We start from the raw sequence: 23,174 nt of genomic DNA on the forward strand, positions 1-23,174 counted from the left end.
TCACCAAGTGAGTCACCTTGTTCGCACTTCAAGCCTTCAATTATCAGCAAGGATGAGAACCATGATGTACAGAAAAAAATTAATCATTGCAGAGAACCAACGCGTTTTCGTTTTTAAAGATCAACGATTTGAAGCCATCTTAACGGCAGGAAATTACTTGTTTTGGGATTTCAAGCAAGCGTTGAGTTTTCTGACTTTCGATATCAACAAAAACTTTGTAGCAGATGAAAACGTAATCCGATTGTTCCATAAACATGACGCGATCGCCGAGCACATCATGCATTGGAAACTGGCTGGGTCTGAAGTGGGTCTGCTGTACTTGAACGACATGCTGCAAGGCATCGTTGCTCCCGGTGAGCACTTGTATGTGTGGAAAGATGCCGGTGAGTTTCGTCTGGATACCATTGATATTTCGCAGTCAGCTGCGCTTGAAGACAGCTTGTTGCAAGTGATGAAACGTGCGGGGGTGAATGCTTCCACCCGACTGATCCGCAGTAAAAATACCACTGCGGTCAAACCGGTCGCGGATATCTATATCGATAAGCAGCATATCGGATTGTTGTATCTCGACGGCAAGCTGGAAAAAACGCTCGGGCCGGGTCAATACGGTTTCTGGCAACTGAACCGTCAGGTTGACGTGAAAATTTATGACCAGCGAAGCTTGTTGTTAGACATTAGTGGTCAGGAAATTCTGAGCAAAGATCGGGTCAGTCTGCGTATCAACCTGAGTGCCAGCATTCGAATTGTGGATCCTGTATTGGCCGCAAGCCTTGTCGACAAGGTGGAAGACTATGTCTATAAAACCTTGCAACTGGCTTTACGTGAGGCTGTGGGAACGCAAACTCTGGATGATCTCCTCAACGATAAGCTATATGTCAACGAGACAGTCAGAGCGTTAGTGGCCGACTCACTGCAAGCGGTTGGCGTGACACTGGATAGTGTCGGGATGAAAGACATCATTTTACCCGGCGAGATGAAAGCCATCCTGAACCAGGTCGTGGAAGCGCAAAAGGCAGCAGAAGCGAATGTGATCAAGCGCCGTGAAGAAACAGCAGCAACCCGAAGCCTCCATAACACCGCAAAAGTGATGGAAAACAACCCGACTTTACTGCGACTCAAAGAGCTTGAAGCCCTTGAGAAAGTTGCAGAAAAAATCGACAGCCTGACGGTGCATAACGGCCTGGAAGGCTTAATGAAAGGTGTGGTGAAAATACCGTGTGTTTAACGCAGGTTTCGCCGAAAGTCAGCATGAATTGAAACCGGGGCGTTGAATGCAGCCCCGGTTTGTTGCTCGCTCAGAGCAGAAGGAATAAAACAATGAGCCACGAAAAGAGACATGAAAAACAGTACGAAACCCTGGCAAGTACAGGCCATGTGCCAATCCACGCCTGGACCCGGGGCGTGCCTTTTGACGCCAAAGCACAAGCGCAGCTCAAGAACATCGCTGCGATGGATATCGTGCATCACCATATTGCGGTGATGCCAGATGTCCACTTGGGTAAAGGGGCCACGATTGGCAGTGTGATTCCATCTGTGAACGCGGTGATCCCAGCGGCAGTGGGGGTGGATATCGGCTGCGGTATGGTGGCGGCCAAAACCAGCCTGAAGGCCAGTGACTTGCCCGATAACCTGAAAGGAGTGCGCAGTGCTTTTGAAGCTGCGGTTCCTCATGGCCGCACGTCAGGACGCGGACGAAAAGATGTTGGTGCGTGGGACAAAATTCCCGATCTGGTCGCCGGTGAATGGCTGACTCTGCAACGCCGGTTTGAACGCATCTGTGATAAACATCCGGCGATCCGCAAAACCAACAACATTCATCATCTCGGCACCATGGGGACAGGAAACCACTTTCTGGAGCTGTGTTTGGATGAGTACGATAGCGTTTGGATCATGCTTCACTCCGGCAGCCGGGGCGTTGGCAACCGAATCGGAACTTACTTCATCGAACTGGCGAAGAAAGAAATGACCCGGCACCAGATCCACCTGCCGGATCAGGATTTAGCCTACCTGAAAGAAGGCAGCCAGTACTTTGATGACTATGTCGAAGCGGTCGAATGGGCGCAGGATTACGCTCGCAAAAACCGGGAAATTATGATGATGAACGCCATTTCTGCATTGAAGCAGGCGCTGGGTGTCCATTTTTCGGCGGCTGAAATGGCCGTGAACTGTCATCATAACTACGTCTCGCGGGAACATCATTTCGGCAAAGATTGCTTTGTTACCCGAAAAGGTGCCGTGAGCGCTCAGAAAGGGGAGCTAGGGATCATTCCCGGCAGTATGGGCGCGAAATCCTTCATTGTTCGCGGGCTGGGCAATCCCGACAGCTTCAACAGTTGCAGCCACGGCGCAGGCCGCGTGATGTCCCGGACACAAGCCAAGAAGGTGTACAACATCGCCGATCAGGTCGCGGCCACTCAAGGTGTGGAATGCCGCAAAGATGCCAGCGTGATCGATGAAATTCCCATGGCTTACAAAGATATCGAGAGCGTGATGGCCGCCCAGAAAGATCTGGTCGAAGTGGTGCATACCCTCAAGCAGATCGTCTGCGTGAAAGGCTAGGAAAAACAAAGCTGTGGTATGGATTTGCTGTCACAAATCACATTGTGACAGCAAAAACTATCGGCGCGCTAAAAAGACTCTTGAGATAGGTTTAAAATATGCAGCGTTAAATGAAGATGCAATTTATTCAACAAACTCTCTCTTTCCCTAACATAATCTACAAAATCCCGCGACCAACTATATTTGCAGCAATTGCGTCAAGGTAGTGCTGAAGAAGCGAGCGTGGGCAAGTTACATATATATCTAATGTTAATATTATCAACACTAAGATGATTTCGTTTCAATCATCAAGCGCAGAATGTTGCTTGCATTCTTGCTTGAATTTATATCATTGAAAACAAATGATTTATTTGCAAGGCACAGGATTAATTATCTTCAAATACACAAATAAACAGTAATAAGCTCTGAATTATTCGTATTTTATTCTGTAATGATGAAAGTGAGAGGACGACATCAAAATAGGTTATATCTTGAATTTTTTTGCGGGTCCAGGTCACAAAAATCAAATGATATGCATTGATTTGTATATTGAGTGGTGTGAATAATTTGTTACTCGAATTGGTTCGGGGATTAACAAAGGAAGAAACATGAAAAAATTAGATGAAAAGAAAGTTTTCTCACTGAGAAAGAAAAGTACACCATGTTTGAAAAATGTGAGTAATTAACATGTAGCTGCCGCACCTCGTGCGGCTTTTTATAATGTAATATTTTGAATTTTTTATGTATCTGTTGATATGTTTTTTAATGTTACTTTCCGAGAATAACAAATTAATTTAATTTTTATACTACATCTGTTTAATGCGAATTTTTAAATTTTATTGCTAATTTTGTTTATTTTCTATTAGGACAATGTTGGATGAGATATTGATATGAGTATCTTAATATGAATATATTTAATTTTTTGATTTCTAGTGCAATGAGCCTTCTTGCCTTCAGAAGCTTTAGTATAATATTTGTCTGGTCTATTGCAACAATGGAAGGTGGAAGTAATAGTATCATATTAGGTAGCATCATTGCGCTGATGTGGCTAATTAACTTAGTAAGCCTACCACTATCGGGTGATTTACTCGATAGGAATAAAAAGAAAAAAATATTAGTTTTTAGTTCGGTTTTATCTGTCATCACAATCAATTTGTATTATGTTTTTTTCTATCACTTAGAAGTTTCTTTTGTTTATCTCGCAATAGTTGCATCAATTCTTGCTACAACAAACTCTATTGTAACCAGCAGCATTAATAGTACAATCCCGTTTTTAACAGAGAAAGAAAACTATACTAAGTATATTGGGATTGCAGCCTCATTGAATTCTGTACAAGCGATTGCAGGGGCTATACTCGGTGGTGGTGGTGTTGCTCTCATAGGATCGCAGTGGTCTATCATTATTGTATCTGCATTTTATATAATCTCACTTTTTCTTCTTTTTCTTGTGAAAATTAGAGGGGAAAATATAGATAGAACAGAATGTCAAAACTTTTTGAAAAGTGCTAGTGTTGGATTTAGGATATTATTTAAAATTAATAATGAAAAAATAACTTGCTATATCGCGATGGTGACAAATTTCATATTGACACCAATGATGGTTGTTATTTTACCTCTGTATGTGGCAAATAATTATCATGATATCAAACCGCTTGCTTATTTTGAAGTTTCGTTTGCTATTGGTATGGGAATGGGCGGGGTTATTCTATCAAAAATTGACTTTAATACGCATAAAAGGCTGAAGCCTGCGGTAATTGGTAATATGCTTATTGGAATTGGGATTATATTATTTTCAATACTAGAGCTATTCTATTTTAAAGTGTTCTCAATGATTATATCTGGTTTTGGCCTTTCATTTATTAATATTGCAACAAATAGTGTAAGGTCGTTTGCTGTACCAAATGAATTTCGGGCCAGGCTTGAAAGCGCAATTTTCTTCCTTTGTGTCGTGACGATACCTATCGGAAGTCAATCCTTTGGATATCTCATACAATATTTTGGTCATGAAATCATGAACACATTGTTATTTGTTATGGGCGCTATTGTAGCTCTTAGTTCATTTACATTTTTCATATCAAAACATACTAGAGAAATTCTATTAAAATCAAATGATCAATTAGATCAGATTTATATAAAAAAATACCCAAGTGCATTTAAAGGATAAAGTATGGATATTTCATCTTTAGACTGGGCTATTCCTAGTTTTCAACAAGCAAGAGAACTTAAATTAATAAACACTCGTGAATTATTTGAAAGCATTGAACATGTTATCGAAGCGAGTGATTATGATAAAAGTATTAAGGTCCATTCGGATGCATATTTAAATAATTTGTCATGCTACTCGAGTGTTGAGATTTTCATCATACATGAAGAATTAATTAATCATGCATATAATCAAAATAAACAAAAATGCCATGATGTATTAGACGCACTGTTTTTACATCTTGATACTAAAAAAATAAAGAATAATCTTGATATAAAATATTTTGGCAATGCTTTTGATCAAAATATTGACCATTATTTCAATAATATTATGAGCAGTTCTCATAAAGAGTCTTATGAAGATAAATATAGGAATCAAAGACTTTTTATAACGCCCCCATCATTATCGGATTATGAAAATACCGTCACCATATGTGAATTAACTCTTAATAATATCGAAGAAAATATTCCAGAGTTATATAAAGAGATTAATGGATTAATTGATAATATAGTAATTATTGAATCCAATGGTGTAAATGCAGGTTCGTATCTTAATGCATTGGGTACATTTATAATGAGAACATTTAAACCTGAAAGTGAACATTGGACAAGAATATTAGAACATATTGTACATGAGTCAGCGCATAACTTATTATATCATATTTGGTATCAAGAACCTTTGATAACAGACGATGATGGTTTGTATTATACTCCTTTTAGATTAGATCATCGGCCATTAAGTGGTGTTTATCATGCAATGTATGTGTTGGCTAGGACAATTTTTGCTTTTGATATGCTTTTACAAAACAGTGTGATTCGGGAAGTTGAAATTAAAAGCCATTATAATGAGGCGAATAATAATACGCCGTTTAAAGATAAATTTTTTCAAACAGTAAAAGTTATTGAATCTTCGCGGAAGATGACATCGTTTGGAAATAAGTTATTAGACGACTGTATTCAACTTGTAGATGGTTGTGAGTCAAACTTTTAAATGGTGCGATCGAATAGTCACTATTTTTTAATTGTGAGGTTTTAGATTGTCGGCGCCGGGAGCGCCTACAACCGACCCAGGGCGGGATCGTACTTTGTTAAAAAGCATGATCTTGTTCATGTTATCTTCCTTGTTATCAGTGCTATCACGCTCGATTACAACGAAGAGCGCACCCACGAGAGCTTAGGTAATATTCCTCCGGCTGAATACCGGAGGCAACTGGAAACCTCTAGCTTTGAATTGTCTCGCTAAGGGGGAGTGGACAGGATCTTGGGTGAAAACCAAGCATAACCCCAAAAAAGTCTAAGACGAATAGCTTAGGCTCTGTCAGCGGCCTGAAAAGCCGTTCACCTTATGTGCACGGCATTACTCCAATAGATTGCTTTGTTTCTTACCTAATTTGGGCACTAAACTGTTAATAGGATCGGAAAATACTTCTTGACCCTCCAATCCATTAGTTTAAACAAACTTTTTCGAGACCATAAGTTTCATCCAGCAAGCCTGGTTCCATTTGGGACAGAATCTGCAAGCGATTCCACATATTAACCAAGCCAATTGCTACAGTAATCTCCGAAATCTCTTCTTGGGTAAAATACTCTGAGATATGTCCATATAGTTTATCGTCAACGCCATTTTGATCAATATTAGTAAGCGCTTCGGTAAGAGCTAGTGCAGCTTTTTCCTTTGCACTGAAGAGTGGTGACTCTCGCCAAATGGGTATATGGTAGAGGCGAAGCTCTCTTTCTCCCTTAATTTTTGCCTGTTTTGAATGCATATCTACACAAAATGCACACTTGTTTAGTTGGGATGCTCTGAGATCGATCAGGTACTTGAGTCGCGGGTCTATGGATATTTTCTCCACAGCAATACTTACTGCTTGAAGAGATTTTACGAGGGCAGGAACGGTTTTGAAATGATTCACTCGATTTGACATTGTAACCTCACAACTAAATATTAATTTCATCAATAATGGAGAGCGCTTTGGGAATAGCAAAATCGCGGGTAATCGGATCGTGAGTTCCATCTATCCGGATAAAATTCAAATTGGTAATGCCGATATATTGAAAAGCGTATTTTATATAAGGGGTGAATTGGTCATGGCTGACAAGCGGTCCGTGCGAGAATATGCTTCCACTTGACACCACAATATAAACACTTTTGTTTGGAACCAACCCTATCTTGTTACCCGCCGTGTCTGTAAACTTGAATGTTCGTCCTGCCCTAGTGATATGATCAAACCAAGCCTTCAATACAGATGGTAATCCCAGATTCCAGATTGGCGATGATATGACTAACAAATCGCTGTCGAACAGGATATCTATCATTCGATCAGAAAGTTGTACGGCTTTTTTTTGTTGCTCTTTCCGTTCATCCGGTTTTGTTAAGAATGCATCGACAGTACAGCCATCCAGATGTGGCAAAGGCTCTTGCGATAGGTCAATAATTTTTTCATTGATACTTGGGTATTTCTTCTTCAGCCTGTCGACGAGATAGTCTGAGACTACCCTCGACGAAGAACCGTTAATGTTTGGACTCACTTTAATGTGTAAGAGATTCATACACTTCTCCTTTATAATCATTGGCTTGACTGTTTTTCGCTCGTAACTTTATTTCCTGCTACCTCTTCAAGCAGTTGATAAGATAGCCTGTTGATGAAGATAATTATTGAATATTTTCGACATCTACCCTGTAGATATTCAGGGAAGGGAACACACCAATTGACTTAGTTGGTTAAATTAGCGTGAATTTCTTTGCAGTCAGTGATCTGATATTTGACATTTATAGGCAGCCTAATGGAAAAAAACACTTACTGAACAGACATCTGGAAAGGGCACAACAATCTGAATGCATTTAAGGAGACGTAAAACGAGCACAGATTCGGTATTAGCGCTCAGTCACCCCCGCCTAACCTCCCCCTTGAAAAGGGGGAGGAACAGTCCGAGCGTGTTGCGCGTACGAATACTCCCACCCTCGAATCAGGTCCTAAACGATCAGAATTTGATGAAACACGTTGATCACCACCAAAGTTCTCCGGCTCATCCGTCACGAATGCGTTTTTTCATCTTGTAGATTCTTTTATCAACATCTACTATTCAGGCGCGATCAAGGATGAGTGATACATGCGCCCAGGACATTCCCGATACAGAATCATGATGATAGCCAGCTTCTTGAGCTGGCTGTTGATCGTTGCGATGCCTGTGGTGAATGCCCACCATCAACCGGCGGGCACCTGGGCAAGCCTGTGTACACTCGGTGGCTTCAAACTGGTCAAACTGGATGATGGCACGGAGCAGCTTAAACCTGATCCGCAGGGGCACTGTCCCATCGGTGTTTTCAGCCTGGCTCATACTGATGACCGATGGCTAGGGCTGGGTGCGCAATATCGCGAACAACCGCTCAGGCCTTATGCCTTCTCGCCTTCCCAGTGGGACTATTTTCTTCTTCCTTCCCGAGCGCCGCCACTGGCGTAATCACCCGTTCTGATTTCGGTCAGCCGGATTCGCATTTCTCAAATACAGAATAAAGTTGCCTTGGTCTGTCATGGACCGTGGCGTTTATTTGTGCGCGCATTGAACGCACTGGAAGGAAAATCATGAACCATCAAACCAATCAAATCGGGCAATCCGATGCGCTACCCGTTCAGCGTACCTGGTATATGACCGCCTGGCGCTGGCATTTTTACGCAGGACTTTATGTTGTCCCTTTTCTGATCATGCTGGCCGTGACAGGCCTGATGATGCTGTATGCAGGCACGCTCGACAACCTTCGTTTCAAAGACATTCTTTTTGTCGAACCTGCCGGGCAGACTGTGCCGGTGACACAGCAATTGAATGCGGTGCAGCAGGCCTTTCCGGATGCGCAGGTTCATCAGTATCTGACCCCGAAACAGCCTGAAGATGCCGCCAGATTCGCCATTGTGACGGCAGCAGGGCAAGGACGCTTTGTAACGGTGAATCCGTACACTGCAGCGGTGCTGGGATCTTTGGATCGGGATGACAATCTCTACACGCTGGCCAATGAGATTCACGGCACATTGCTGATGGGTGATCTGGGCGATCGTCTGATTGAGCTGGCCGCCAGTTTTGCTGTCATCCTGATTGTCAGTGGTGCTTACCTGTGGTGGCCGCGCGATCATGCCAGCAAAGCAGGCATGTTCCGGATTCGCATGAACAGCGGACGGCGGACATTCTGGCGCGATTTACATGCCAATCTGGGCGCTGTGACAGCGGTTTTCCTGTTGCTCTTTATGCTGTCGGGCTTGTCCTGGTCGGGTATCTGGGGCAGTAAAATGGTTCAGGCATGGAATTCATTCCCGGCCGGCGTTTTCGGTGATGTGCCGCTCTCAGATGCCAAACATGCTGAGATGAATCATGGCGCGTTAGAGGAAGTGCCGTGGAATCTGGAGCAGACACCGATGCCTGCTTCCGGCTCTCATGCTGGTCATGATGGGATTCATGGGCCGGTAAATCTGGATGCCGTGGTCGCATTTGCCAAAGCGCAGGGTCTGACGGCTTTTCGGGTGAATCTGCCTAAAGGTGAGCAAGGCGCGTTCAGTGTGCTGCAAAGTACCATGAGTAATGACATCACGGATGCGACGCAGGATCGCACCCTGCATCTCGACCAGTACACGGGTAAAGTGCTGGCCGATATCCAATATGATGAGTATTCGCCAATGGCAAAAGCGATGGCTTGGGGCATTGCACTGCATGAAGGGGACTTCGGATGGTGGAATAAAGCGGTGAATACCTTTTTGTGTCTGTCGTTTATTTTGATCAGCTTCAGTGGCGTCATGATGTGGTGGCTGCGCCGCCCGAAAGGGAAGCGCATGCTTTCTGCGCCGCCAGCACCGAAAAATATGACGCTGTGGAAAGGGGCAACGGTTGTGATTGCAGTGCTAGGCGTCTGCTTCCCACTGGCCGGGATCACGATTTTAACTGTGCTGCTTGCCGACCGTCTGATCTTCAGCCGGGTCCCGACACTCGCGCGATTCTTTGGGTAATTGTCTTATTCCTCCCCTTGAAAAGGGGGAGGAACAGATCGAGTTAGTTGCGAGTGCGAATCTTCCCTCCCTTTAGCAAGGGGGGGGTGGGGTTCGAACAGCGCGCACGGATTGGGCATATGTGCACAGTAACCCCCTCCTAGCCTCCCCCTTGTAAAGGGGGAGGAACAGTCCGAGTGTGTTGCGAGTGCTGATTATTCCCTCCCCTTGGCAAGGGGAGGGCTAGGGTGGGGTTCGAACAGCGCGCACGGATTGGGCATATGTGTCCAGTAACTCCCTCCTAGCCTCCCCCTTGAAAAGGGGGGAGGAACAGTCCGAGTGTGTTGCGAGTGCAAATCTTCCCTCCCTTTAGCAAGGGGGGCAGGGTGGGGTTCGAACAGCGCGCCCGGATTGGGCATATGTGCACAGTAACCCCCTCCTAGCCTCCCCTTGAAAAGGGGGAGGAGCAGTCCGAGTTTGTTGCGAGTGCAAATCTTCCCTCCCTTTAGCAAGGGGGGCGAACAGCGCGCCCGAATTTGGCTTTGGTGCAGGATAACCCCCTCCTAGCCTCCCCCTTGAAAAGGGGGAGGAACAGTCCGAGTTTGTTGCGAGTCCGAATCTTCCCTCCCTTTAGCAAGGGGGGGGCAGGGTGGGGTTCGAACAGCGCGCCCGAATTTGGCATTTGTGCACAGTAACCCCCTCCTAGCCTCCCCTTGAAAAGGGGGAGGGACAGTCCGAGTGTGTTGCCAGTGCAAATCTTCCCTCCCTTTAGCAAGGGGGCAGGGTGGGGTTCGAACAGCGCGCCCGGATTGGGCATATGTGTCCAGTAACTCCCTCCTAGCCTCCCCCTTGAAAGGGGGGGAGGAACAGTCCGAGTGTGTTGCGAGTGCAAATCTTCCCTCCCCTTGGCAAGGGGAGGGTCAGGGTGGGGTTCGAACAGCGCGCACGGATTGGGCATATGTGCACAGTAACCCCCTCCTAGCCTCCCCCTTGAAAAGGGGGAGGAACAGTCCGAGTGTGTTGCGAGTGCAAATCTTCCCTCCCCTTGGCAAGGGAGGATGGGGTGGGGTTCGAACGGTGCGCCCGAATTTGGCATTTGTGCACAGTAACCCCCTCCTAGCCTCCCCCTTGAAAAGGGGGAGGGACAGATAGAGTTTGTTGCGAGTGCAGATGATTCCCTCCCCTTGGCAAGGGGAGGGCTAGGGTGGGGTTCGAACAGCGCGCCCAGATTTGGCATTTGTGCACAGTAACCCCCTCCTAGCCTCCCCTTGAAAAGGGGGAGGAACAGATCGAGTCTGTATCGAGTACGTATACCCCTTCCATTTGTGTTAATTCCCGATCAGCCATGTGATGACGCCAGATGATTCAAAATTTCGCTCATCACAGGCAGGACTGAGACAACCAGCAACGCGGACATGGTGTAGTTAAACAGGCGGCGATACTTGTCCTGAGTCAGTGTTTTTTTCAGTAGGGATCCAAACATCAGCCAGACCCCGACACACGGGAAGGAAACCAGTAAAAAGGTGAGCGCCAGCATCATATTCTGACCGTAAAAGTCCGCTCCCACTGTGGTGAAAGCCGCGATGGCACCGGTCGCGACCACCCAGGCTTTGGCGTTAATCCACTGAAACAGCGCGCCTTTCATGAAACTGAAAGGTTTGGCCTGTGCGCCGGACGATCCGACATCAGCGGAGCGGGCAATCAGCCAGGCCAGATACAGTAAGTAAAGCACGCCGAGGCATTTAATGATGAAATGCAGGCTGGGGAACAGCTCAAATAACTGACCAAATCCGATGCCGACCAAAAGCAGCATGATCGCAAACCCCATACAGATCCCACTCAGCAGCGGCAGGCTTTTTTTCACTCCAAAATTCAGGCCCGAAGTCATCACCATAATGTTGTTCGGTCCCGGCGTGACGGAAGATGACACGGCAAAGAGAACCATAGCGTAGAGATAGTCCATTGTGTAAGCGCTCCTGTTGGGCTGAATCGGATATTCGGGGTGTTGGGTGATGCTCAGAAAATGAGCACTCTTCTGATATGAAGATGAGTGCAACTCAATTCAAGCGCGGGATGCAAAAAATAATCAGAAAATCATCAGGAACTGTTTCCGCGGGTCATGTCACGCAGAATCTGATGTGCGCAGGCCCGGGGGGAATTCGTGGCTGTGTTGATCTTAATATCGTACCGGATCCCCTGATGGACCCGGCTTGCCTGCTCGAGGGCAGACCCGGGCTGACGATCCCCCCGTTGTTTTTCCCGTTGGACCAGAATTTCATCGGTACAGAAAACGCCCACGAACAGACACTGTTTTCCGGCAAGGACGGATTGCCAGACAGCCATTTCTTCTGCGCCATTGATGGCATCGTCGACAATCACGTTCAGGCCGGAGTCGAGTAAATGCCGGACTGTGGTCCGGTAAGCGTCGTTGACCGCTTTGCCGTAGTCGCCAAAAGCAATGCGCTGGACGGTGTGCTGGCCTCGCATTTTCGAACGCCAGTAAAAACCGTCAGCAGGTTGATTCGGGGTGTTCAGGCGGTTAGATTTTTCGGGCATCATGGCAATGAAGTTATCTATCCCCAGATGTAAATAAGGGGCGTCCAGTAAGGATTGCAGTTCCCGGGCAATCGAGCTTTTGCCTGAACTGCTGGGTCCGTTCAGGAAGATCATCTCCATATTCAACCTGTCCTTTTTCAATGCTGTGAAATGAGTCGTGAGACTTATGAAACTGATTGTCAGGTTAAAAGGATCTCAGTATGGTGTGAAGCGAAATTTGTTTCAATTTTCAATGTGTTTGGTTTTCTGAGGCCGGATGATTCCTGATTGGAATGATTCACGCAGGGGCTAAACCATCGAATCACTGCAATTATTTTTTCCCAACAGACAATGCAGAGAGTATTCATGGATAGAAAACATTGGTTTGGTGTCATTCTGGCGCTTTTAGCCGCATTCTTTAATGGCATGGTGGGCATTTTTAGTGTCAGTTTATTTCAGTCCGGTATGCCGCCTGAAGCCGTTGCCTTTTATAAATGTGTGGTCGCATTTCTGATGATTGTCGCCGTGCTGGTGGCAACCCAAAAAGTCGGCACCCTGCTGGCTTACCTGAAAGAAAAGTGGAAAGCCCTCATCGTCTGCAGTTTCTTTGGCTTCTTTATGCTGTATTTCTTTGAAACGGCGGCCTATGAAACCCTGAATGTTGCTGTGGTTGTGTTCCTGCTGTTCGGTGTTTCAACCCTGGTGACATTTTTCGCGAACGCGGTGTTTGAGCGGCGGAACCTGACCGGTCAGGAATGGATGTCAGTTTTGTTTGCCGTCTTGGGTTTATATCTGATCTTTATGGAAAACGAACACATTGAAGCATCTGTGAATACCGGCTTTATGTATGCAGTGCTGGCTGGCATCGGCTATGGATTGTTTCTGGTGCTGAATAAGAAGCTGAACATTGGCGGCGGCCTGATTCCCGTCTGCGGATTGCTGTTGTTTGGTTTGGTTTATCTGATGATTCCATTCACGATGACGGGGCTGGTAGGCATTGATCCCAGCGTGTGGCTCACCTTGGTGCTGTTGGCGCTGCTTCCGACTATCGGCGGCTTTTGGTGTACCACCAAGTCACTGACGATTCTGAAAAGTCAGACCGTCCAGCTGGTTGAGCTGTCCGAGCCGATCTTCGCATTAATTCTGGGCTTTGTATTTCTGGGCCAATTGGTCACTTCAATGCAGATGCTCGGCGGTGCCTGCATTCTGGCTGCGATTCTGATTCATGAAGTCAGGTTGTCTTTTTTCCGAAAGAATAAAATGGCGGCGGATACCACACGTTAAACGGCTCTTCACTGACATATCCCGTCAAGCCAGCCGAATGTGCTGGCTTTTTTCTGCTTTGCTTCCAGCTACTTATCACAAATTCTGCATTTCAGGTTTCACGCCGGGCATCTGGTGCTCTAGAGTCAATACTTGATTGCGTGTCATCAGGAGGATGCATGAAAACACTGGAAGAGCAACTCACCCAATATGCGCGCTATCACCGCTCAAAAAGAAACATCCAGACGCATTTTATTGGCATCCCCTTGATCGTTTTCGCCGTGATCTGCCTGTGTGCCCGGTTACAGGTGGGTCTGGGATCGGTGACGTTGAATGGCGCGGTGGTCGTCACCGCTCTCAGCGTGCTGTATTACCTCCGGTTGAGTGTGGCTTTGGGCATGCTGATGGCATTGATATTGAGTGTCATGATCTGGGCGGCCGTTCCCATTGCCGAGCTTTCATGGGTTGGCTGGATCGCAATCAGTCTGGGTCTGTTTGTGATGGGATGGGTCATTCAGTTTATCGGACACTATTTTGAAGGAAAAAAGCCGGCTTTCGCGGATGATCTGATCGGATTGGTGATTGGCCCGCTGTTTATCTTGGCGGAGGGGCTGTTTTTACTGGGGTATTACACCGAACTTGAGCAACATATCGTTCAGCATGCAGGCCCGGTTAAGCCTTAATGCGCGATAAAGGTCAGCTGACTTTCAACACGGAACACAAGACAAGGAGCCGTCATGACGTTTCAGAATAAAACCGTTTGGATTACAGGTGCGTCGTCCGGTATCGGACAGGCGCTGGCGGAGCAGTTTGCAGCGCAGGGCGCGAACGTTATCTTAACCGCGCGTCGGAAAGAGCGGCTGGACACCATTCTTGCCGGGCTGGCGCCAGGCAAGCATCGGATTGTACCGCTGGATTTATCGCAGCCCGAGCGGTTGCTTCAGGATCTCCCGTCCATATTGGATGAGATTGGCCGGGTGGACATTCTGATAAACAATGCAGGCATCTCGCAACGCAGCCTGTTTCTGGAGAACGAATTCAAAGTTTACCGCCAGTTAATGGAAGTGAATTATTTCGGACTGGTCGCGATGACGAAAGCGGTGCTGCCCAGAATGATTGAAGCCGGTGGCGGCAGCGTGGTGTCGATCAGCAGTGTGGCCGGGAAAGTGGGTTCAAAGCTCAGAACCGGCTATTCCGGATCCAAGTACGCTGTGGTCGGTTTTATGGATTGCCTGCGGGCCGAAGTCAGCGAATACGGTATTCACTGCCTGACGATTTGCCCCGGCTCTGTCCGCACTGCCATTGCGCATCATTCTCTGAACGGGCAGGGCGTTGCACAGAACAAGCCGGAACCCTCGATTGAAAATGGTATGGATCCTGATGAAGCCGCTAAGCAGATGCTTAAGGCAATTGCGGCCCGAAAAGATGAAGTGGTAATCGGTCAGGGGATCAGCGGTTGGGCACCAACCATCAAGCGGTTCTTTCCGCAGCTGTTTAATCTGATGACGGCAAAAATGAGCTATCGTTAATCTGTTTCGGAGTGTCGCTCTGACACTCCGGTTCCCTTCCTGAAGCATCGCCTGCTCAAGGCTGTATGAAGCGTTGTATTTCTCGATCGCTTTCACATTGTCGACAATTTGTATGATTCATCATCAGAATGTTCAAGTCCTGGCTTGAAAATCAGTCAGATCCTGACTATTTTCAAGTCATCTATTGATGATTGTTGACAATGTGTAAGGTTGAACCCTGTGGAGAAGTTCGAGAACAGTGAGATTGTTGACACGCTGGCGTCAATCCCCCTGATGACAGACCGAAAGCGCGACAGTGCGAAAGAGCCGACGAAATCGAACAGTCTGCTGGAAGTGCTGGTCGAGCGCATTGTGACCGGTGTTTTTCCGGCGGGCAGTAAAATTTCAGAGCCCGAACTGGCCCGGCAGTTTGAAGTCAGTCGCGGGCCGCTCCGTGAAGCCATGATGCGGGTCGAATCGCTTGGACTGGTCGAGCGTATTCCTCATGTTGGCGCGCGCGTCGTTGCACTCAGCCCGGAGAAGCTGGTCGAGATTTATGCAGTGCGCGAAGCACTGGAAGGCATGGCTGCACGGCAGGCGTGCGAGCACATCACAGACGCAGAAATTGAAGGGCTGGCAGTATTACTGGATACCCATCAGGCTCATATCGAGCAGGTCGACGGGGCGTCTTATTTTCATCAGCACGGTGATTTTGATTTTCATTACCGCATTATTCAGGCAAGCCGGAACAGCAAACTGATCAGTTTGTTATGCGATGAGCTTTATCACCTGCTGCGGATGTACAGGTTTCAGTCGCCGCGTTCGCATTCCCGTCCCGAACGCGCCCTGAACGAGCATATTCAAATCTTATCCGCCATACGAGACCGTGACGGAGAGCTGGCAGAAATGCTGATGCGTCGCCATATCCTGCGGAGCCGGCGTCTGATTGAAAGTCAGTTAAAGCACGAAGCATCCAGACATAAACCAAGGAGTTGATGATGAAGCCAGGACAGCGATTTCGTCAGGCGGTGACCGACAATCACCCATTGCAGATTGTGGGCACGATTAATCCGTATTGCGCCATGATGGCGAAGCAGGTCGGGCATCAGGCGATCTATCTTTCAGGCGGCGGCATTGCCAATGCGTCTTATGGTTTGCCGGATCTGGGGATCACCACACTCAATGACGTGACTGAAGATGTCCGCCGCATCACTGCGGCCTGTGATTTGCCCTTGCTGGTGGATATCGATACCGGTTTTGGTGGCGCTTTCAATATCGCCCGCACGACTCGTGAAATGGAGCGCTCCGGGGCGGCGGCGGTCCACATGGAAGACCAGGTGGCGCAGAAACGCTGTGGCCACCGTCCGAATAAAGCCATTGTCAGCCAGGCTGAAATGGTTGATCGCATCAAAGCGGCTGTGGATGCCCGTCACGATGAAAGTTTTGTGGTCATGGCGCGCACCGATGCTCTGGCGGTCGAAGGGATGGATGCTGCGATTGAGCGTGCGATTGCCTGTGTTGAGGCCGGTGCGGATATGATTTTCCCCGAGGCCATGAATACGCTGGCGCAGTACCGGCAGTTTGTGGATGCGGTCCAGGTGCCTGTGCTGGCAAACATCACGGAATTTGGTCAGACCCCGTTGTTTTCCTGCGATGAACTGGCGGAGCAGGGCGTGGGCATGGTGCTGTATCCGCTGTCGGCCTTCCGGGCCATGAACCAGGCGGCGCTCAATGTGTATCAGCATTTACGGGCCGACGGACATCAGCGTCAGGTGGTGGATCAGATGCAAACCCGCGAGGAGCTTTATCACTATCTTGGCTATCATGAGTATGAGCAAAAGCTGGATAAACTTTTCAGCGGTGAGTGACAACTCGCATATATATTCCCTTTCCTTGGCAAGGGGAGGGCTAGGGTGGGGTTCGTAGGGTTGTGCGCAGATTCAGAAACTGTGCCCGGTAACCCCCTCCTAACCTCCCCCTTGAAAAGGGGGAGGGACAATACTGAGTTTATGGTGAGCACTAATATTCCCTCCCCTTGGCAAGGGGAGGGCTAGGGTGGGGTTCGTAGGGTTGTGCGCAGATTCAGAAACTGTGCCCGGTAACCCCCTCCTAACCTCACCCCTTGAAAAGGGGGAGGGACAATACTGAGTTTATGGTGAGCACTAATATTCCCTCCCCTTGGCAAGGGGAGGGCTAGGGTGGGGGTCGTAGGGTTGTGCGCAGATTCAGAAACTGTGCCCGGTAACCCCCTCCTAACCTCCCCTTGAAAAGGGGGAGGGACAATACTGAGTTTATGGTGAGCACTAATATTCCCTCCCCTTGGCAAGGGGAGGGCTAGGGTGGGGGTCGTAGGGTTGTGCGCAGATTCAGAAACTGTGCCCGGCAACCCCCTCCTAACCTCCCCCTTGAAAAGGGGGAGGGACAATACTGAGTTTATGGTGAGCACTAATATTCCCTTCCCTTGGCAAGGGGAGGGCTAGGGTGGGGTTCGTAAGGTTGTGCGCAGATTCAGAAACTGTGCCCGGTAACCCCTCCTAACCTCCCTCTTGAAAAGGGGGAGGGACAATACTGAGTTTATGGTGAGTACTAATATCCCCTTCCCTTGGCAAGGGGAGGGCTAGGGTGGGGTTCGTAGGGTTGTGCGCAGATTCAGAAACTGTGCCCGGTAACCCCTCCTAACCTCCCCCTTGAAAAGGGGGAGGGACAATACTGAGTTTATGGTGAGCACTAATATCCCTTCCCCTTATCAAGGGGGAGAAACAAAACGATTTCATGTAACAGAAAAAGAGCAGGTGGAAGAAGTGATCGCCTCAATTCAATAACGTGACATAACGTGAAGAAAGGAGCCCGGAATGACTGCGACCCATTCAGTGCAAGCGGACAATCAACAGACGGCAGACAAGGATCATTCACGCAATCAACCCTTGGGGGGCGCAGGTCTGCGTGGTCAGAGTGCGGGAAGCTCGGCACTGTGCACCGTGGGTAAAACGGGAACGGGCCTGACCTACCGGGGATATGACATCACCGATCTGGCACATCACGCACAGTTTGAAGAGGTGGCTTATCTGCTGCTGAAAGGCAAACTGCCCACTCAGTCTGAACTGGATCAGTACAAAGCAACCCTGAAAGCAAAACGCGGATTACCGGATGCACTGAAAACCGTGCTGGAAACGATCCCGGCCGACGCGCATCCGATGGATGTGATGCGAACCGGCTGTTCTGTGCTGGGGAATCTGGATCAGGAAACTGACTTCAGCCAGCAAGCCGATAAAACCGATACCCTGCTGGCCATGCTGCCCGCGATCATCTGTTACTGGTATCGCTACAGTCATGACGGCATCCGGATTGAGACGGCCAGCCAGACTCAGGACTGTACCGGCGGTTATTTTCTGGAAATGCTGACGGGCGAAGCCCCCTCTGAACTTCACAAACAGGTGATGCACTGCTCGCTGATTCTGTACGCAGAACATGAATTCAATGCATCCACCTTTACGGCGCGCGTCTGTGCCTCGACTCTGTCTGATCTGCATTCCTGCATCACCGCCGCCATTGGCAGCCTCCGCGGGCCGCTGCACGGCGGGGCGAATGAAGCCGCAATGGCGATGATTGAACACTGGAAAACACCAGATGAAGCAGAAGCCAATATCCTGAAAATGCTGGCAAACAAAGAAAAAATCATGGGGTTCGGGCACGCGATTTACCGGGAATCGGATCCCCGCAATGCGCTGATCAAAGCCTGGTCCAGCAAATTGGCACAGGATGTGGGAGACACCCGGCTGTACGCTGTTTCTGAGCGGGTCGAAGCTGTGATGAAACGTGAGAAAGGCTTGTTTGCCAATGCGGATTTCTTTCATGCCTCGGCGTACCATTTTATGGGCATTCCGACCCAACTCTTCACCCCGATTTTTGTCATGAGCCGGGTAACGGGCTGGGCAGCGCATGTGTATGAGCAGCGTGCCAATAACCGGATTATCCGTCCGAGTGCCGATTATATCGGGCCGGATCATCAGGACTGGCTGCCGATTGAACAGCGTCGATGATCGGTCTTCCCCTCGCAAATAGGGAGAGAAGCAATCTTCCCTGTTTCCATCCCAAAGATTCTCGCCCCTTCAAAAAGAAGGGGCGGAAACAATCACGACTCTGAAGTAAAAGGAACGATGAATGAGCCTGAACGTTGAACTGAATGAACGCCCGCAGCCTGATGCATTGCTGGTGAAGATTGCCGACTATGTTGCAAACACCGACATTGCCTCTGCGGAAGCCTACAACACCGCGCGCAATTGCCTGATGGACACGCTGGGCTGTGGCCTGCTTGCTTTGAGATTTCCGGAATGCACCAAGCATCTTGGCCCGACGGTACCGGGCACCACAGTACGACATGGGGCGCGCGTGCCGGGGACTTCTCACGAGCTGGATCCGGTCACGGCTGCATTCAATATCGGGTGTCTGATCCGCTGGCTGGATTTTAACGACACCTGGCTGGCCGCGGAATGGGGCCATCCGTCCGATAATCTGGGCGGTATTCTGGCGACAGCGGATTACCTCAGCCGTGTTGCCGTGGCCGAAGGCAAAGCACCGCTGACCATGCGGGATGTGCTGACGGCGATGATTAAAGCTCATGAAATTCAGGGCGTGCTGGCACTGGAAAACAGCTATAACCGGGTTGGGCTGGATCATGTCCTGTTGGTTCGGGTGGCTTCAACCGCCGTCGTCACCAAAATGCTGGGTGGTAACCGGGATCAGATCATTGATGCCGTCTCTCAGGCCTGGGTGGATGGCTGCGCGCTGCGCACGTACCGCCATGCGCCGAATGCCGGTTCCCGTAAGTCGTGGGCAGCGGGCGATGCCACCTCCCGTGCAGTGCGACTGGCGATGATCACCATGAAAGGTGAAATGGGATTGCCTTCTGTGCTCACGGCACCCAAATGGGGCTATTACGATGTGCTGTTCAATGGTCAGCCGTTCAAGCTGAATCAGGATTTTGGCAGCTATGTGATGGAAAATGTCCTGTTCAAAATTTCTTTCCCGGCAGAATTCCACGCCCAGACTGCGGTTGAATGTGCGGTGACGTTGCATGAGCAGGTCAAAGATCGTCTGGACGAGATTGAACGGATCGAAGTGACGACCCATGAGTCTGCCATTCGGATTATTTCGAAGTCCGGCGATCTCGCCAACCCGGCAGACCGGGACCACTGCCTGCAATATATGATCGCGGTGCCGCTGATTTATGGTGATCTGGTTGCCGAACACTATGAAGATGACTTCCATCGTGGTGACAAACGCATCGATCAGCTTCGCAGTAAGATGGAAATCATGGAAGACCCGCGTTACAGCGCGGAATATCTGGAGTCGGATAAACGCTCCATCGCCAATGCGATTCAGATTTTCTTCAGTGACGGCACCAGTACCGACAAAGTGGCCGTGGACTATCCCATTGGTCATCGCCGACGCCGTGAGGAAGGGATTCCGGTTCTGGAGCGAAAATTCAGACGGAACCTGCTCACCCGATTCCCGCAGGGCATCAGTGAACACATTGTCGATCTGTGTAGTGATCAGGCGGCACTGGAAGCAACGCCAGTACATGATTTTATGGCGCTGTTCACCATCAACTGATTGGCTATTGAATGGCTTCTTCAGAACCGGCGTCTTGGCGCCGGTTTTTTCTTTGGGGCAGTGGCTGAATTTGAGCCCGGATGTTTTTCATTTCAGTTGGCTGAGAAAAGCGCTGTGTCATACCAATCGCAGTCAATCACTGGTCATCCTAGCTTGTTCAATTGTTCGATCACTGCGTTAGATTTTTTGATTGTAGAATCAGGACTTATCTAAAAAGTCTGCCTTGTTCTCAAACATTTCCCCTGCGCTATTTCTGATCATTGACTGACTTTGATTGGTATCATTTGTGCGTGAATCGCAAAAGAATTTTGAATTCATGATGCGTTTAAATGCATTGAGTTTTGTATTAGCATCATTCGCTGAATGAAAGTGATAAAGGAATTATCAATGACCAAACGCTTGTATATGGAGACATCCGAACTCTCAGGAAGTGCGCAAGTCCTTCGTTGTGAAGCAGATGAGTCAGGGTACTTTGCTGAACTCGACGCCACCTTGTTTCATCCGCAAGGCGGTGGACAACCCAGTGATATCGGCGTTCTGCAAAGTGACAACGGTGTTTCCGCCCGAGTCTTGCAAGTGAAGGACGTGAACGGGGTGATTTTGCATTGGCTGGACGCTCCGATTGCAGCAGGTCCCGTGTCTTTACAAGTGGATCCGGCGGTGAGGCATCAGCATGCCATGCTGCACAGTGTCGGGCATGTGATTGGCAACATTGGTCAGCGACACGGATGGAAACCCGTGAAAGCACATCACTGGCCGGGAGAATGCCGGATCGAATTTATGCCGGAAGCCAGCAATCGTGACCTCACTGCCGATGAGATTGAAGATGCCCTGGCAACGCTGATTCAGGCGCAGTTGGCTGCGCAGATCCATGTGGATGACAAAGGGTTACGCTGGGTTGGTTTTGGTGAGCTGGCGCCCTGGCCTTGTGGTGGCACGCATCTGGCCTCACTGGCTGAAGTGGGTGGACAGGTTTCTGCTGCGGTGAAACTGAAAAAGAACAAACTCGTCGTGAAATACGACATCGAATCAAAGGAATGAATCGTGTTACTCGATCTTGAAAGCATGGATGCAACGGCCATTTCAAAGCTAGCCAATCAGGACTGTCTGGTGATCCGGGTGAAGGATTTTATCGACAGGGAACACGCACTGTCTCTGGGCGACAGAATCCTGACCGCCGGCTATGATGCGTATATCAATGCGCCGAGTATTGGCCGGATCGGCATGGCTTTTTATGAAGCAGAACGGGATCCCACCCTCCTTGAGCGGTATTTTGCTCAGGCGCAGTCCAACATTCATGAGCTGCGCCAGCGCTGTAAGCCTTATGCTTCACCGCTGGATGTCTTGCGCTGTTGTCTGGATGAGATCTGGCCGGCTGGCGCGCAACTGGAAACCTTATACGGCAAGAAAATGTCGGTGGGGTTATCGCGGGTGGTTGATGAGAATATCCGCTTTTTAGCCCATCATGATATTTTTGCGAAAGATGCGCCGGACAGCTTCCGGGCACACAGCCTCTCGGCTCAGTTTGCCTGTAATGTTTATCTGACCATGCCTGAACAGGGCGGGCATTTACAGGTCTGGCAGAATGAGCTGGGCCGGAAGAGTTTGATGCACTCAGACAAGACAGTTATGGGATTGAGCCCGATATTCTCGGCGCACCCGCCGTTGAAATTGCACCGGAACCCGGTGATTTGTTGCTGTTCAATTCAAGAAAAATGCACTCGGTGACACCGGGCATTCAGGGACAGCGTCTGAGTCTGTCCTGCTTTGTCGGATACCGGGGCCAGCAGCATCCTTTAACCTTTTGGAGTTAGTGATGATTCAAGCATACTGGCCGGAGTTTTTATCTCTGGCCCTGATCCATTTCATGGCCGTTGTTGCCCCGGGCCCAGACTTCGTGGTGACCGTTCGGCAAAGTCTGAAATTTGGGCGTCTGCATGGGGTGATGACGGCGCTGGGTATCGGCACGGGCTTATCCGTTCATGTGCTTTATACCCTGTTAGGCGTGAGCGCCTTAATGCATACCTCTGAAACCCTGCTGCTGGTGGCGAAGCTTCTCGGTGCCTGTTATCTGGTGTATCTGGGTGTCCAATTATGCCGCAGCAAACCTGCGAAGGGGCAAATGGCAGTGAACGGAGAAAACGCATCGGAGACGGAACAACAATCTCTGCGACGTGCCTTTGGGATTGGCTTCTTAACCAATGCGACCAATCCGAAAGCGACCCTGTTTTTCCTGGCCGTGATGACAAATGTTGTCAGCGTGGATACACCGCTGGCGGTACAGGCTTTCTACGGGATCTGGATGTGTTCCGTCAATGCCGTTTGGTTCATGCTGGTCAGTCTGGTTTTCTCTGCGCCGAAGGCAAGAAACTGGTTCCATCATCAGATGCACATCATTGAGCGAACATTAGGGGTTGTCCTGCTGGCCTTTGCCGCACGCCTGGCCTTTGTTTAATTTAATCTCTGGCTTCAAAGTCAATCAAACATCCCGAGCGGCCCCTCAGTGGCCGCTCTTTTTATATCCGAACGCCCTGTATCTGCACGC

At 48.9% G+C, this 23,174-nt stretch carries 19 protein-coding genes and 1 pseudogene; 16 read left to right on the plus strand and 4 right to left on the minus strand.

Going from position 1 to position 23,174, the window contains the following annotated elements:
* Positions 1-61: 61 nt before the first annotated feature.
* The 4 genes from KDD30_RS24210 (at position 62) to KDD30_RS24225 (ending at position 5,731) form a co-directional block, all read left to right on the plus strand.
* Positions 62-1,225 (plus strand): slipin family protein, encoded by a 1,164-nt coding sequence (locus KDD30_RS24210; RefSeq protein WP_249199395.1) that lies wholly within the window; start codon positions 62-64, stop codon positions 1,223-1,225.
* Positions 1,226-1,317: 92 nt separating this feature from the next.
* Entirely contained in the window at positions 1,318-2,559 is a 1,242-nt protein-coding gene (locus tag KDD30_RS24215) for an RtcB family protein (RefSeq protein ID WP_211651157.1), read from the plus strand.
* 883 nt (positions 2,560-3,442) lie between these two features.
* The gene (locus KDD30_RS24220) at positions 3,443-4,702 is read left to right on the plus strand and encodes an MFS transporter (protein ID WP_211651158.1); all 1,260 of its coding nucleotides are present in this window, start codon (positions 3,443-3,445) and stop codon (positions 4,700-4,702) included.
* Between the two features lie 3 nt (positions 4,703-4,705).
* On the plus strand, positions 4,706-5,731 hold the full coding sequence (locus KDD30_RS24225; RefSeq protein ID WP_211651159.1) for an HEXXH motif-containing putative peptide modification protein: 1,026 nt from the start codon (positions 4,706-4,708) through the stop codon (positions 5,729-5,731).
* A 454-nt stretch (positions 5,732-6,185) separates the two neighbouring features.
* Here KDD30_RS24225 and KDD30_RS24230 read toward each other — a convergent pair whose 3' ends face one another.
* Entirely contained in the window at positions 6,186-6,665 is a 480-nt protein-coding gene (locus tag KDD30_RS24230; RefSeq protein ID WP_211651160.1) for a carboxymuconolactone decarboxylase family protein, read from the minus strand.
* Between the two features lie 13 nt (positions 6,666-6,678).
* Positions 6,679-7,290 carry an FMN-dependent NADH-azoreductase gene (locus KDD30_RS24235; RefSeq protein ID WP_211651161.1) on the minus strand — a complete coding sequence of 204 codons (612 nt, stop codon included), beginning with the start codon at positions 7,288-7,290 and terminating at the stop codon, positions 6,679-6,681.
* A gap of 561 nt (positions 7,291-7,851) precedes the next feature.
* Between KDD30_RS24235 and KDD30_RS24240 the strand changes: the two genes are divergently transcribed.
* Positions 7,852-8,202 (plus strand): hypothetical protein, encoded by a 351-nt coding sequence (locus KDD30_RS24240; RefSeq protein ID WP_211651162.1) that lies wholly within the window; start codon positions 7,852-7,854, stop codon positions 8,200-8,202.
* A 122-nt stretch (positions 8,203-8,324) separates the two neighbouring features.
* Complete coding sequence (locus KDD30_RS24245) at positions 8,325-9,731, plus strand: PepSY domain-containing protein (protein ID WP_211651163.1); 1,407 nt, start codon at positions 8,325-8,327, stop codon at positions 9,729-9,731.
* 1,318 nt (positions 9,732-11,049) lie between these two features.
* Here KDD30_RS24245 and KDD30_RS24250 read toward each other — a convergent pair.
* Positions 11,050-11,673 (minus strand): LysE family translocator, encoded by a 624-nt coding sequence (locus tag KDD30_RS24250; protein WP_211651164.1) that lies wholly within the window; start codon positions 11,671-11,673, stop codon positions 11,050-11,052.
* A 134-nt stretch (positions 11,674-11,807) separates the two neighbouring features.
* On the minus strand, positions 11,808-12,386 hold the full coding sequence (locus KDD30_RS24255) for a chloramphenicol phosphotransferase CPT family protein (protein WP_211651165.1): 579 nt from the start codon (positions 12,384-12,386) through the stop codon (positions 11,808-11,810).
* A gap of 225 nt (positions 12,387-12,611) precedes the next feature.
* Here KDD30_RS24255 and KDD30_RS24260 point away from each other — a divergent pair, with 225 nt between their 5' ends.
* The 10 genes and pseudogenes from KDD30_RS24260 (at position 12,612) to KDD30_RS24305 (ending at position 23,084) form a co-directional block, all read left to right on the plus strand.
* The gene (locus tag KDD30_RS24260; protein ID WP_211651166.1) at positions 12,612-13,529 is read left to right on the plus strand and encodes a DMT family transporter; all 918 of its coding nucleotides are present in this window, start codon (positions 12,612-12,614) and stop codon (positions 13,527-13,529) included.
* Between the two features lie 158 nt (positions 13,530-13,687).
* Positions 13,688-14,191, plus strand: coding sequence for a DUF962 domain-containing protein (locus KDD30_RS24265; protein ID WP_211651167.1), 504 nt, complete (start codon positions 13,688-13,690; stop codon positions 14,189-14,191).
* A 54-nt stretch (positions 14,192-14,245) separates the two neighbouring features.
* Positions 14,246-15,037: an SDR family oxidoreductase gene (locus KDD30_RS24270; protein WP_211651168.1), complete on the plus strand. Its 792-nt coding sequence runs from the start codon at positions 14,246-14,248 to the stop codon at positions 15,035-15,037.
* 273 nt (positions 15,038-15,310) lie between these two features.
* Positions 15,311-16,012, plus strand: coding sequence for a GntR family transcriptional regulator (locus tag KDD30_RS24275; RefSeq protein ID WP_211651967.1), 702 nt, complete (start codon positions 15,311-15,313; stop codon positions 16,010-16,012).
* A 2-nt stretch (positions 16,013-16,014) separates the two neighbouring features.
* Complete coding sequence (prpB, locus tag KDD30_RS24280; protein WP_211651968.1) at positions 16,015-16,884, plus strand: methylisocitrate lyase; 870 nt, start codon at positions 16,015-16,017, stop codon at positions 16,882-16,884.
* Positions 16,885-17,868: 984 nt separating this feature from the next.
* Complete coding sequence (gene prpC, locus KDD30_RS24285; RefSeq protein WP_211651169.1) at positions 17,869-19,056, plus strand: 2-methylcitrate synthase; 1,188 nt, start codon at positions 17,869-17,871, stop codon at positions 19,054-19,056.
* Positions 19,057-19,177: 121 nt separating this feature from the next.
* Positions 19,178-20,629, plus strand: coding sequence for a bifunctional 2-methylcitrate dehydratase/aconitate hydratase (locus KDD30_RS24290; RefSeq protein WP_211651170.1), 1,452 nt, complete (start codon positions 19,178-19,180; stop codon positions 20,627-20,629).
* A gap of 387 nt (positions 20,630-21,016) precedes the next feature.
* Positions 21,017-21,670 carry an alanyl-tRNA editing protein gene (locus KDD30_RS24295; protein ID WP_211651171.1) on the plus strand — a complete coding sequence of 218 codons (654 nt, stop codon included), beginning with the start codon at positions 21,017-21,019 and terminating at the stop codon, positions 21,668-21,670.
* A 3-nt stretch (positions 21,671-21,673) separates the two neighbouring features.
* Positions 21,674-22,443 (plus strand): annotated as a pseudogene (locus tag KDD30_RS24300) (2OG-Fe(II) oxygenase).
* 2 nt (positions 22,444-22,445) lie between these two features.
* Positions 22,446-23,084: a LysE family translocator gene (locus KDD30_RS24305; protein ID WP_211651172.1), complete on the plus strand. Its 639-nt coding sequence runs from the start codon at positions 22,446-22,448 to the stop codon at positions 23,082-23,084.
* Positions 23,085-23,174 lie beyond the last annotated feature (90 nt).

It is taken from the genome of Photobacterium sp. GJ3, from assembly GCF_018199995.1.
In the GTDB taxonomy this organism is placed as follows: Bacteria; Pseudomonadota; Gammaproteobacteria; order Enterobacterales; family Vibrionaceae; genus Photobacterium.

Coding starts and splice junctions, on each gene's coding strand:
- KDD30_RS24230 (WP_211651160.1), bottom strand. CDS start 6,665: ATGTCAAATCGAGTGAATCATTTCAAAACCGTTCCTGCCCTCGTAAAA.
- KDD30_RS24250 (WP_211651164.1), bottom strand. CDS start 11,673: ATGGACTATCTCTACGCTATGGTTCTCTTTGCCGTGTCATCTTCCGTC.
- prpB (WP_211651968.1), top strand. CDS start 16,015: ATGAAGCCAGGACAGCGATTTCGTCAGGCGGTGACCGACAATCACCCA.
- KDD30_RS24215 (WP_211651157.1), top strand. CDS start 1,318: ATGAGCCACGAAAAGAGACATGAAAAACAGTACGAAACCCTGGCAAGT.
- KDD30_RS24220 (WP_211651158.1), top strand. CDS start 3,443: ATGAATATATTTAATTTTTTGATTTCTAGTGCAATGAGCCTTCTTGCC.
- KDD30_RS24225 (WP_211651159.1), top strand. CDS start 4,706: ATGGATATTTCATCTTTAGACTGGGCTATTCCTAGTTTTCAACAAGCA.
- KDD30_RS24235 (WP_211651161.1), bottom strand. CDS start 7,290: ATGAATCTCTTACACATTAAAGTGAGTCCAAACATTAACGGTTCTTCG.
- KDD30_RS24245 (WP_211651163.1), top strand. CDS start 8,325: ATGAACCATCAAACCAATCAAATCGGGCAATCCGATGCGCTACCCGTT.
- KDD30_RS24305 (WP_211651172.1), top strand. CDS start 22,446: ATGATTCAAGCATACTGGCCGGAGTTTTTATCTCTGGCCCTGATCCAT.
- KDD30_RS24240 (WP_211651162.1), top strand. CDS start 7,852: ATGCGCCCAGGACATTCCCGATACAGAATCATGATGATAGCCAGCTTC.
- prpC (WP_211651169.1), top strand. CDS start 17,869: ATGACTGCGACCCATTCAGTGCAAGCGGACAATCAACAGACGGCAGAC.
- KDD30_RS24270 (WP_211651168.1), top strand. CDS start 14,246: ATGACGTTTCAGAATAAAACCGTTTGGATTACAGGTGCGTCGTCCGGT.
- KDD30_RS24260 (WP_211651166.1), top strand. CDS start 12,612: ATGGATAGAAAACATTGGTTTGGTGTCATTCTGGCGCTTTTAGCCGCA.
- KDD30_RS24290 (WP_211651170.1), top strand. CDS start 19,178: ATGAGCCTGAACGTTGAACTGAATGAACGCCCGCAGCCTGATGCATTG.
- KDD30_RS24295 (WP_211651171.1), top strand. CDS start 21,017: ATGACCAAACGCTTGTATATGGAGACATCCGAACTCTCAGGAAGTGCG.
- KDD30_RS24255 (WP_211651165.1), bottom strand. CDS start 12,386: ATGGAGATGATCTTCCTGAACGGACCCAGCAGTTCAGGCAAAAGCTCG.
- KDD30_RS24210 (WP_249199395.1), top strand. CDS start 62: ATGATGTACAGAAAAAAATTAATCATTGCAGAGAACCAACGCGTTTTC.
- KDD30_RS24275 (WP_211651967.1), top strand. CDS start 15,311: ATGACAGACCGAAAGCGCGACAGTGCGAAAGAGCCGACGAAATCGAAC.
- KDD30_RS24265 (WP_211651167.1), top strand. CDS start 13,688: ATGAAAACACTGGAAGAGCAACTCACCCAATATGCGCGCTATCACCGC.